This is a genomic window from Chitinophagaceae bacterium, from assembly GCA_030053935.1.
Lineage (GTDB): Bacteria > Bacteroidota > Bacteroidia > Cytophagales > JASGCU01 > JASGCU01.
In genome coordinates this window covers 1-12,330 of sequence record JASGCU010000074.1, presented here as the reverse complement: position 1 = coordinate 12,330, position 12,330 = coordinate 1, and the positions used below count along the sequence as shown (strand labels likewise).

Sequence of the window (12,330 nt, the reverse complement as noted above, 5' to 3'; positions counted from 1 at the left end):
CCCATTACGCAAACACTCTCTTCAAAAAGTGTATGGTACCATTTTTAAAAAAGAAAGGTATAAATTTTTATTATATCTTTGGGTAAGGGGAGTTAATAAGACATTTGCAAAAGCATAAATTTTCTCCAATAAACCCACGTTTGAAAGCGTGGTCTCTGTTTTTTATTATATCCATTGGTTAGATAGACGTTCATATTACTTTACGGTTGGTGTATGAGGCAAAGTTGCAAATTTTTCATATATTGGATCATATATTTCACTACCAACCAAAAAATGTATAAAAAAACGATGGTAATGAAAAAGAGAGAAATATAAACTTAAAAAAGCAGTATGAAATATGTGAAAAAGTATTTTTTAGTAAATATTTTGTAGTTTGCTGCATTCTATTCAAATAAAACAAATACCTTAAAACAAACTATGAAACAATTATTTTTTATTTTTCTTGTATTTATCTCTTTCCATATCTCTGCTCAAATAGGAATAGGACTTCCTTATAATAGAGAAAACAATTCTGAATTTACTTTAGATTACCAAAATCCTAAGGAATATGAAATAGCAGACATTCAAGTAGATGGGGCATATTTTTTAGATAAAAACGCTATCATCTCTCTCTCGGGATTATCCGTTGGAAAAAGAATCAAAATACCGAGTGAACAAATAAGTAATGCTATAAAATCGCTTTGGAAGCAAGGTCTGTTAGGAAATGTTTCCATTGTTATAAATAAAGTAGAATATGACCTTGTATACCTGAGTATTAAGATAACAGAGAGACCACGTCTCACTAAAATAATCTATGAAGGGATTAGTAAAAGCCAAATAAAAGAAGTAGAAGAAAAAGTAAAAATTATTAAAGGAAGAATTCTCACAGAACCCATTTTAAAAAACATTACTGTAAGTATCAAGGCATTTTTTCAAGAAAAAGGATTTTATAACACAGAAGTCCGTTTGATACAAGTGATAGATACATTACTCCCCAATAGTGTAAAGCTCAGAGCCATCATAAAAAAAAATAATAAAATAAGAGTAGATAATATTTTTATAACAGGGAACACTGCTTTTTCTGATCCAAAATTAAAAAGCAAGTTGAAAGAAACAGGGCAAAAATTTAGATTTACACTCGTAAAAGATATACTCTCTCGGTTCTTTAACAGTTTTAAACCATCGGAAATAAAAACATTTATAGATTCTACAGAAAAAGTAACCTTCAAAGATGCACAAAATTATTTCGGAGAACATGTTCGTCTCAATATATTCAAAGCATCTAAATTTCAACAAGATAAATATACAGAAGATAAAAAAAAATTGATAGAATTTCTCAATTCTAAAGGATACCGTGATTCAGAAATTATAAAAGACACTATTGTTATAAATAAAAAAACAGTAGATATATACCTAGATCTTTTTATTGGAAATAGATACTATTTTAGAAATATCACATGGACGGGAAATTATTTATATGAAACAAAAATCTTACAAGATGTTTTTAATATAAATAAAGGAGATATTTATAACTTAGAACTGGTAAATAAAAAACTAAACTATAACCCTGAGGGGAATGATATTAGTTCTTTGTATATGGACAATGGGTATTTGTTTTTTCATATAAACCCTGTAGAGATACTGATAGAAAATGATTCTGTGGACGTAGAAATGCGTTTATACGAGGGACCGCAGGCGACTATTGATAAAGTATATGTAACAGGAAATGATAGAACAAGAGATCACGTAGTGATGCGTGAAATTAGAACTCTCCCTGGACAAAAGTTTAGCAGAGCAGACATTATAAGAACCCAGAGAGAGCTCTCCCAGTTAGGGTATTTTGACCCAGAAAAAATAACTCCCACTCCTATTCCTAAGCCTTCAAGTGAAACAGTAGATATAGAATGGAAAGTAGTAGAAAGACCCAGTGATCAATTAGAACTATCAGGAGGATGGGGAGGATCTTTCGGATTTATAGGAACTTTAGGGGTCACTTTTAATAATTTTTCTCTCCGAAATGTTCCATATTTTAGAAACTGGAATCCTCTTCCCGTAGGAGATGGACAAAAATTATCCATACGATTCCAAGCAAATGGGATTCAATTTCAATCGTATTCCCTGAGCTTTACAGAACCATGGTTTGGAGGAAAAAAACCACATTCTTTTGGAATGTCTTTTAATTATTCTGCGCAAAACATATTAAGTAGCAATACTTCTATAATTGGTGGATTGGGAGTTATAGGAGCTTCTGTGAATATTGGTAGAAGAGTAAAATGGCCCGATGATTATTTTGTTCTTACCAATTCTTTTGGTTATAGTAGATATATTTTAAATAATTATATGTATATAGGTCAGTCATTAGGGTTTTCTACCGGAACTTCTAATAGTATTACCTTTAACAGCACTTTTTCTCGAAACAGTGTTGATAATCCACTCTTCCCCCGATCTGGGTCTCAATTAAGCTTAAGTGTCACTCTCACCCCTCCTTATTCTCTTTTTCAAGGAGATATAACAAAAGCAGAAGCATCTATTAAATATAGATTTAATGAATATCACAAATGGCAATTTGATTCATGGAATTACCTGCGAGTTGTTCAAAATCTTATATTAGTAAGTAGAATACATTTTGGGTTTATAGGACGTTATACGGACAAAAGTCCTGAAACACCTTTTGAAAGATTTACATTAGGGGGAGATGGACTCGCAGGAGGAGGGCAATTTATAATAGCAAGAGATGTTATAGGATTAAGAGGATATAAAAATAATTCTATTACACCATCAGATATTGTGAATAATATAAACGGTGGAACTATTTTTAATAAATTTGTTTTTGAATTGAGGTATCCTATATCTCTGAACCCTTCAGCAACTATTTATGCTCTCACTTTTTTGGAAGCGGGTAATAATTTTAATGTCATCCGAAATTACAATCCATTTAATCTTTACAGGTCAACAGGTGTAGGTGTCAGAATTTTTATGCCTGCTTTTGGATTATTAGGCATAGATTATGGATATGGATTTGATAAACTACCGGGGGAATTAAAGGTAAGTGGTTCACAATTTCATTTCTCTATAGGCACCCAGATAAGATAAAAGAGTATTGCTCTTTCATTATAGAGGTGTGCAGGATTACCAAATGCTATTTAAAAATGTTTGTTTTGAAAAGATAACCATTGATCAAATAGTGCTAATCCATCAGAAAAATTACTTCTTCCAAACCCTACTCTTATATGCTTACTTCCGTAATCGAATACTTCTGATGGTAATAGCATAATACTTGTTTCTTTGACTAATTTTTCACAAAATTCTAAAGAGGTTTTATCTATTTTGAGTTCTACGAATGCGGTTGAACCGGCTTTCATCTTAGAAAAAGAAAATATATTTGCATATTTTTGTAGAAATTTTTCAAACACAAAAATATTTGATACTATTTTTTTTATGTTAGGATTTATAAATTTTTCTTTATGATTGAGTGCTATAAAGCTCAAAATTTCTGATGGAGTATTATTACAAATGCTTAAAAAATCTTTAAAAGAGAGTATTTTTTGTAAAAGTTGTTCATCTTTTGTTATTATCCATCCAATTCTTAACCCTGCTAAGCCAAAGGACTTTGACATACCTGAAACAACAATTCCTTTCGGGTATATATCTGCGATAGAAGGGAGTATATCATCTTTTTCATAGATGATATCAAAATACATTTCATCAGAATAAATAACAATGTTGTTTTCTGCTGCGAGTTCTTTTATTTTTAAAATTTCACTTTTTGTAGGTATAAAACCTGTAGGATTATGAGGAAAATTTATTATCAGAAGTTTTGTTTTTGGGGTTAATAATGCTTGTAAATCTTCTACGCTATAAGTCCATGGGAATGTAGAAGAAGGTTTCCAAAAGATCACCTCACACCCTAATGAAATGGGGATTTCATATAAAGATTGATAGGATGGATGTATACAAATGACTTGGTCTCCTTGTTTCAAAAAAATATTTGAAAAAATAAAATTTGCCTCACCTGGGGACATTACTACTACATTTTTTGCTTCTACGGACTTATATTGCTGCGCAATGGCATTTCGTAGAAATAAACTTCCTTGAGAATCTGTATATCCCAAGTGCATCTTTTTCCATGCATCTATTTCTATTTCATCAGCATTATTTAAAATATATTCTAAGGAATACCCATCACAGTCAGATGCTCCCATTATGTATTTTGTAGAAAATTCGTACTGTGCAAAGTATCTCTCTATTTGAAAAGGTCGCATTTGCATATTAATGGTATTTTCTTTGAATAATTTCATTGAAAATAAAAACCTCTCTTATAGTTTCCGGATGAGATAATGTATCCACAATGCTCCGTTTTTTAAGATATGGTATCAGTTTTGATTTTTGTTTCTCTGTCTTATTATTTATTGGTTTCTTCGCATACGGTGATTCGTAATTTCTGGGAGCTTCGTCTATTTTATAGGGTTCAAAACTTATCTTTTCTCGTTCAGTAGTATTTTTTGCGAATATTTTTTTTAAGTCAGTATCCTTTTGAGGAGTGGTAGGAATAGTAAGAGGTTGAGGAGTGGTGGTTTGTTTTTTATTGTTTTGCATCGATTGAGAAAGTTCTTTCATCATATCGCTAAAAGATTGAGGTTCAGGATTTTTTGATTCCGGGGAGTACTCGGGTTGATTCTTATTTTCTTCTTGTTTAGGTTTTGTTTTTTGCAATAAGGGTTTTATTAAAAAGTAAATGGCAAGGATAATTAAATAGTTGTCTTTTAGAAAATCTAACATGTTTTTTACGTTTTATGATAATTTATTTTTTTTATTTTTTATATTTTTTTTTTGTGATTCTGGTGCTTTTTCTATGAGTTCTAAACATTCTAAATAAGTAATGTCTTCAGGTTTTTTTCCTTTGGGCATTTTTATATTTTTCCTTTGAAATTTAATATACGGTCCATATATTCCATTGAGAATCTGTATTTCATTATTTTCAGAAAATTGTTTGAGTATTTTATTGTTTTTTTGTATTCGTAGTGCTTCTATGATAGTAATTGCTTCTTCTTCGGTTAATGTAATGGGGTCTTTTTCTTTTCCTATACTATAGAATTCATCTTTATGCTTTATATAGGGACCATACTTACCGATGTTAACGGACATTGTTTCATTTTCGTACAAACCTATATTTTTAGGTAGTTTAAAAAGTTCCATTGCTTCTTCAAGAGTAATATTTTCCATGTATTGTCCTTTTTTGAGAGCAGAGGTCTTTGCTTTTTTTTCATCTGTATTTTCTCCCATTTGTGCAAAAGCTCCAAATCTTCCTGTTTTTATTGTTATCTTATCTCCTGTGGTGGGATTTATTCCTAAAATACGTTCTTGATTGAAAGAACTTCGTTCTATGTTTTGAGTATTTTCAACACTTAGTAAAAACTGAGTATAAAAATTTTCTATCATATCCTGCCATTGTATTTTTCCGTCAGCAATTTCATCAAATTCTTTTTCAATATTTGCTGTAAAATTATAATCCACAATATCCGGAAAATGTTGTATTAAGAAACTATTGACTGTAAATGCTAATTGGGTAGGGAATAATTTTGATTTTTCAGAACCATATTTTTCCATAAGCGTTTTTGTTTCTATGATGTTTTTTATGAGAGTTATTTCTATAAATTTTCTTTCTTTTGCTTCTCTTGATTCTTTTATGACATATTCTCTTTTTACAATAGTAGCGAGGGTTGGGGCGTATGTAGATGGTCTTCCTATACCTAATTCTTCCATTTCTCTTACTAAAGTAGGTTCTGAATAACGTGGTTTTGGTTTTGAGAATGTTTGTTTTCCATATATTTTTTGAGAATATAAGACGTTTCCTATTTGCATGGGCGGGAGTATATCACTTTCTTTTTCCTCGTCATCATCTTCTTCTTTTGATACAGAATATACTTTAAGAAATCCTTCGAAAAGAATAGTTTCTCCTGTGGCAATAAATTTTTCAGATGTAGTAGATATTTTTATAGTAACAATGTTTTTTTCTATCTGTGCGTCTTTCATTTGGGAAGCAATGGTTCTTTTCCATATAAGGTTGTAGAGTTTTTTTTCTGTATCGTCTTTTCCTGTTGAGGTAACTGAAAAGTCGGTAGGGCGTATTGCTTCATGGGCTTCTTGTGCGGATTCTGATTTTGTTTTATACCTTCGGATTTCTACAAAATTTTCTCCATATAATGTTTGTATTTGATTTTTTATTTTCTCTATAGCTTCGTCAGAAAGATTAACAGAATCAGTTCTCATATAAGATATTTTTCCTGCTTCGTAGAGTGATTGTGCTACTCTCATGGTCTGAACCACAGAGAATCCGAATTTATTTCCTGCTTCTTGTTGGAGTGTGGAGGTGGTAAAGGGAGACGATGGGGAGCGTTTTGCTATTTTTTTTTCTAAATTTTCTATAGAATATTCTGCTCCTATACATTTCTTTAAAAAAATAGTTGCTTCTTCTTCTGTGGAAAATGTTTTTGATAATTCTGCTTTTATTATTTTTTCATTTTCAAAGGAAAAGAATCCGAATATTTTAAAAACTGAAGAACTATTAAATTTTTCTATTTCTCTTTCTCTTTCTACAATCATACGAACGGCAACCGATTGTACTCTTCCTGCGGAAAGCCGTGATCTGATTTTGCTCCATAATAAAGGTGAGAGTTTAAATCCTACTAATCTATCTAATATTCGTCTTGCCTGTTGAGCGTTTACGAGGTCAATATCAATATCTCGAGGGTTTTTTATGGCATTCAGCACTGCTTTTTTTGTGATTTCTCTGAATACTATGCGTTTTGTATTTGTAGATTGTAACCCTAATGCTTCTTTTAGATGCCATGAAATTGCCTCTCCTTCCCTATCATCATCACTTGCGAGATATATAGTATCTGCTTTTGAAGATAAAGCTTTCAAACTTTTTATGACTTCTTTTTTATCGGAAGAAATTTCATAAGTGGGGGTAAATCTATTACTAACATCTATAGCTTTATCATTTTTGGGGAGATCGCGAACATGTCCCAAGCTTGATTTTACTATATACTCTTCTCCTAAATATCCCTCTATTGTTTTTGCTTTTGAGGGTGATTCTACAATAACAAGATTTTTACTCATTTTTTTATATAATACGGATTCTAAAAATTATTTTTTTTATAAAGAAACAAAATAAAAAGACAATATCTTACAAACGCACTCTTTCTTATGTATTATAAATATGTATTTTGATCATAAATGTAATTATTTACTCAGCTTGTGTTTTATTTTTTCATGTGAATGGAATTGTATTTTTTTGTCAATATAAAACAAAAATACACATATTTATTATTTTTTCTATAAATAGATTCTAAGAATAGATTTTTTACAAAGAAACAAAAAAAAGAGAGCATCTATCTATAAGACGCTCCCTTAATATTTGTAAATGCCTGCACTTGTCGTTTTAGCATACGTTATGTGGATTTTTTTATTTATCTATCTATTATTTAATTATTTAATGCAAATCTGCCACTTTAACCGCTTGTTTATATTCTACTCCTTCGGGTTTGAATAATGCAAAATGTTTTTTACCACATTCTATTTTCATTTTTTCTACTTCCCTTAATAAATCACGGTTTAAAGTTCCTTTTGTTTCTACCACAAAGTAAATTTTCTTGTCGTTGTGAAAAATAACAGCCCAATCAGGAACATAATTTCCAATCGGTGTTGGTATTTTAAATGCACGAGGCAATTTAAAAAAGAATTTTACACTTTCTTCGGCTTCACAATCACGAGCAAATTGACTTTCAATATTGCTATCAATTGGAACATAATTAAACAATGTTTTATCTGTTCGTGTTACTTCAAATAAATCGGTTAAATAGGTTTCAATTTCTTCGCTGTTAAACAACTGCATTTCATAAAAACTACCGTTTACTTTTTCATATTTAATGCCGTCTATCAATAATTTATTTAAGGCTAATTTTATTGATTGTACTACATTATCAAGAAATAATTGAGGATTAATTAACAATTCACCGTAACGTTCTGATTGTTTTAATATTTCAAATATCGTGTTTCGTGTTATGTCAATATGTGTTTGAATATAACCATAAACATCGGGTATTGTGTATTGAATATCATCTATTTCTTTTCGTTCGGTTGTTTGTAATTTATTTTCTAAACCGTCTTTTGTTATGTTTATTGTATGCTTTTCGGCTACTAATTTTGGTCGTATTGTTATGGGCATTTGTTTAATTTCTTCAACTGCCTTTGCAATTAAATTGTTGGTGGTGTATTGTACATTGTATACAGTGCGCTGTTTAATTCGTTCCAAAATTTCAAAGAAAATGGGGGAATTTTCAATGGTTAATTCTTTCGATAATTTTATTTTTGCTTTTTCTCTTGCGTTTTTAATTCGTCCGCTAAAATCAACGCTTGTTTCTTCTTCTATTTCTTTTTGTAATTGTTTTGAAAAATCAATATAACTTTCATTTGCTACCACTGTAAGCAAATTAATTTTTTTATCCCAAACTCTCTGCCCGAAATTATCAACAGGCAAACGTAAACCACGACCAATTTCTTGGCGTTTTCGAATTTCGCTTTTTGCTTCGCTTAATGTGCAAATTTGAAATACATTCGGATTGTCCCAACCTTCGCGTAATGCACTGTGCGAAAATATAAAACGTAGCGGTTCTTCTTCGCTCAATAATTTTTCTTTATCCTTCATTATAAGCGAATACGTATCATTGTCGGCATTGGTATTGCCTTTTGTATCTTTAAATTTACCTTTGTCTTGTGAAAAATATCCGTTGTGAAGTTGTTCTACACTAAAACCTTGCGGGTTTTCAAAACCTGCAAGGTTTGCCTGTTGTTCATATAATTCTTCGAACCATAAGGCAAATTTGCCTTTTTGCGGTTTGCCTTCGTGGTCGTATTTACGGTAGTTTTCAACCTTATCAATAAAAAACAAGGATAATACTTTTATTCCTTTTTCTTTAAGTTTTTGTTCTTTTTCTAAATGCCACTTAATGGTACGTTCTATTTGAAATTTCATTACTTCGTCTGTTAAACCGCCTTGCGATTGTCCTTTACGAAGTATCAAATTATTATAAAACCTCACCTCTTCTTTTTTTAAATCTAATCCTTCTACACTAAAACCTTTTTTATAACATTCTCTTTTATTGGATAAATAGTACAAATCATCACCTAAGTTGGCTATAACCGATTTTATTTGTACCCCGTTGCTGTCGTTTACTTGTATGTTTAATTTGGCTTTTAGTTTTCTTTTGCTTGCTTGTATGCCTTTAAATTCGATAAAGACATTGGTAAAATTATTTTCAGTAGTAATTCCGTCAACTTCTATTTGTTTTACAAGTCCTAAATCATAAGCCTGAACAGGATTAAGCGAATAAACCAAATTATAAAAATTGCGGTGCGTTGCCGAATAACGAATTGTACATAATGGATTTAGATTATGAATTGCCGATTTACGAATTTCGGTTTCCATGTTTTGCGGTTCATCAACAATTACAATCGGTTTTGTGCTTTGTATATATTCAATGGGCTTTACACCTGTTTCACGCATGGTATTAATTACATTGGTATCTTTTGCAAAACTATCAATGTTTATAACTAAAATCTGAATTGCGTTTGCAGTAGCAAAATTGCGTAGCGTACCTAATTTTGTACTATCGTACATGGTGAAATTTACAGGTTGATTACCATACAGCATTTGAAAATGCTCGTGAGTAATTTCAAGGTTTTTTACTGCACCTTCTCTAATGGCTACGCTTGGCACTACAATAACAAATTTTTTGAAACCATATACTTTATTCAGTTCGTAAATGGTACGCAAATAAGTATAGGTTTTGCCTGTGCCTGTTTCCATTTCAACTGTAAAATGATTAGGAAACGATACGCTTTCGGTTTCAGATTTTAAGTAAGTACATACTTCAATTTTATTGGATTGCTTGATATTATTTTTCACCTGCAATTTTTGCACATTTGCAAACAATTGTTCTTCCGACAAAACTAAACGATTACCAACTCCCTTTTCTGTAAACGCAATACTTGCTCCATCCATAGCATAAGAAACTTCAAAATTTCCTTTGTTAAGCGGCTGCCCTTCAAATATGTCAATTACAGTTTGAACGGCTTGTAATTGATAATCTTGTGAACTGTCAAATTGTAGTTTCATCATATTCTTATATTACAGTTAATTCAATATCGTGTTCTTTGAAGCGTAATTTTGCATTGGTCAAAAATTCGTCGCTCTCAAACAAACTGTCTAAAATAACTACTTGTCGAGGTTTCCAATCTATAATGTTTTGTCGTAGTTCAAGGTTAAATGTTTCAAGACAAATAGCAATTTTATAATCAATTACATAAAAAACAGAATTTTTATTTTCAATTTTGGTAGTTAAAGGTAGTCCTAATTTTAAAATAAGTTCTTGAAGCATATTTTCGGTTTTACTACCTTCTTTTGTGCTAACTATATGAAATTGCAATTGTTTGGCTAATTCCGTTTTTGCTATAATTGCATTATTCCATTTTTTGAAATTGCTATCGGCAAGCCGGTAACTTTTAAATGCTAAACTTTGCGGGTTTGTTTCCAATTGCATTTTGCCGTTTCGCTCTGTTTCTATTTTTTGTATTACTCTGGTTATTCGGGCTTTGGTGATGTCGGCAATGGTTTTATAACCGGCTTTGTATGCCTCGCTTGTTTCTTTGCATTTTTCGTTGAGTTGCACGCAAATAAATTTTCGGTTTCCGCCGTCTTCTTCGTTGAGTTCTAAAACAGCTTGTGCGGTGGTGCCGCTTCCGGCAAAGAAATCGAGGATAATGTCTTCAGTATTATTTTGACAAACAAAATTTACAAAGGTTTTTAAAAGTTTACTTGGTTTTGGATAATCAAAAAATAAGTTTAATTCTTTGATTTCTTGATTACCATCTTTATTGTAAGCAACTTGATACAATATTGAAGTAGGTATTTTACCTTTTGATTCATGCAAATAGAGTTTATATTTTATATTCCATTTATTGTTTCCATTTTTTTCAAAAATGATTCTATCATCTTCTATCATTTTTAAAAATGATTTTTCAGAATATACCCATTGATTTTCAATCCCTTTTAAAACTTCTCCATCGGGACAGATAATATCATAATGTAAACCTTTGCTGTCTTGTAAACCTTTGTTATTAAGCGGTTTTTTAGTATATCTGCCTTTTGATTCGGTAAAAGGATAATTTTTTTCTTCGGATTCAAAACGAAATATAGTTGCAAAGTCTTTATTTTTGGCATAAATCAAAATATATTCATGTTCTATTGAAAAATATTCACTATCCGAACCTCCACCTGCTCTTTTTCTCCACACAATTTGTCCTATAAAATTTTCTTCGCCGAACAATTCGTCTAACAATAAGCGTAAATTGTGAACTTCATTATCATCAATTGAGATAAAAATAACTCCGTCTTCTTTTAATAAATTTTTGGCTAAATATAGGCGTGGGTACATCAATGATAGCCAAATCGAATGAAATCGTCCGCTTTCTCGTGTATTTTGCTGATATAATGAAGCGTTTACAATATTTCCGTCTTCGTCTATTGCACCAATTTTTTGTAGATATTCTGTTTTGTGTTCAGCAAATTTATCGTTGTAAATAAAATCGTTACCCGTATTATAAGGCGGGTCAATGTAAATCATTTTAATTTTACCATAGTACGATTTTTGCAAAACTCGCAAAACTTCAAGGTTTTCGCCTTCTATAAATATATTTTCGGCATTATCAAAATCAATACTTCCTTCTCGGTCGGGTATTAAAGTTGCTGTTGTTTGTTTTTGAATTTCTTTAAATGCTTCGTACTTACCTGCCCACGACAAACTGTATGCTTCGTCTTTTGCAATAACATCTACGCCCAAGAGTGCTTTTAACTGCAAAAAATCAACTTTATCTTCCTTAAATATTTGAGGAAAGATTTGTTTTAGTTGATTTATATTTTCTTGTGTAATATTTAATGATTTTCCGTCCATATTATTTTTAAGTTTAATTTTATTGTTATCTAATCGGTGTCGTTTACGTTTTTATTGCATCTAACGTTTTGGCGCTTGGCGAAGAAGCAGATTTAGAAGTACTAAACTTTCTGCCAGCACTGAACTTGATACGAAGCACAAAGCTTCAAATCCCGGAAGCCCGCATGGTCGCTGTGTGCCATGTTAGCCGTATTAATCATTTGTTTATCATTCGTTTATCTCGTATTTACAACTATTTTTAAGTTCAATACTGTTGTAATCCAATTCATTGTTGAAAATAAAATGAAATAAATTGTACGTATTTCCTTGTTTTTCAAAGAATAGTGTATTTACTTTT

The 12,330-nt window shown here is 31.0% G+C and carries 6 protein-coding genes; 1 reads left to right on the top strand and 5 read right to left on the bottom strand.

All coding sequences use genetic code 11. The features are described 5' to 3' along the window. Positions 1-417: 417 nt before the first annotated feature. Positions 418-3,072, top strand: coding sequence for a BamA/TamA family outer membrane protein (locus QM536_07670; protein ID MDI9356881.1), 2,655 nt, complete (start codon positions 418-420; stop codon positions 3,070-3,072). A 50-nt stretch (positions 3,073-3,122) separates the two neighbouring features. Here the strand turns inward: QM536_07670 and QM536_07665 are convergent, their stop codons facing one another. From QM536_07665 to QM536_07645, 5 genes are all read right to left on the bottom strand, one after another. Further along, positions 3,123-4,277 (bottom strand): aminotransferase class I/II-fold pyridoxal phosphate-dependent enzyme, encoded by a 1,155-nt coding sequence (locus tag QM536_07665; GenBank protein MDI9356880.1) that lies wholly within the window; start codon positions 4,275-4,277, stop codon positions 3,123-3,125. Further along, the gene (locus QM536_07660; protein MDI9356879.1) at positions 4,249-4,758 is read right to left on the bottom strand and encodes a hypothetical protein; all 510 of its coding nucleotides are present in this window, start codon (positions 4,756-4,758) and stop codon (positions 4,249-4,251) included. The genes QM536_07665 and QM536_07660 overlap by 29 nt, the downstream gene beginning before the upstream one ends. 12 nt (positions 4,759-4,770) lie before the next feature. Beyond that, positions 4,771-7,101, bottom strand: a complete 2,331-nt coding sequence (gene topA / locus QM536_07655) for a type I DNA topoisomerase (GenBank protein ID MDI9356878.1) — start codon at positions 7,099-7,101, stop codon at positions 4,771-4,773. 373 nt (positions 7,102-7,474) lie between these two features. Next, a complete protein-coding gene (locus QM536_07650; GenBank protein MDI9356877.1) occupies positions 7,475-10,159 on the bottom strand; it encodes a DEAD/DEAH box helicase family protein in 2,685 nt (894 codons plus the stop codon). 7 nt (positions 10,160-10,166) lie between these two features. Next, positions 10,167-11,993 carry a site-specific DNA-methyltransferase gene (locus QM536_07645; protein MDI9356876.1) on the bottom strand — a complete coding sequence of 609 codons (1,827 nt, stop codon included), beginning with the start codon at positions 11,991-11,993 and terminating at the stop codon, positions 10,167-10,169. Between the last annotated feature and the right edge of the window lie 337 nt (positions 11,994-12,330).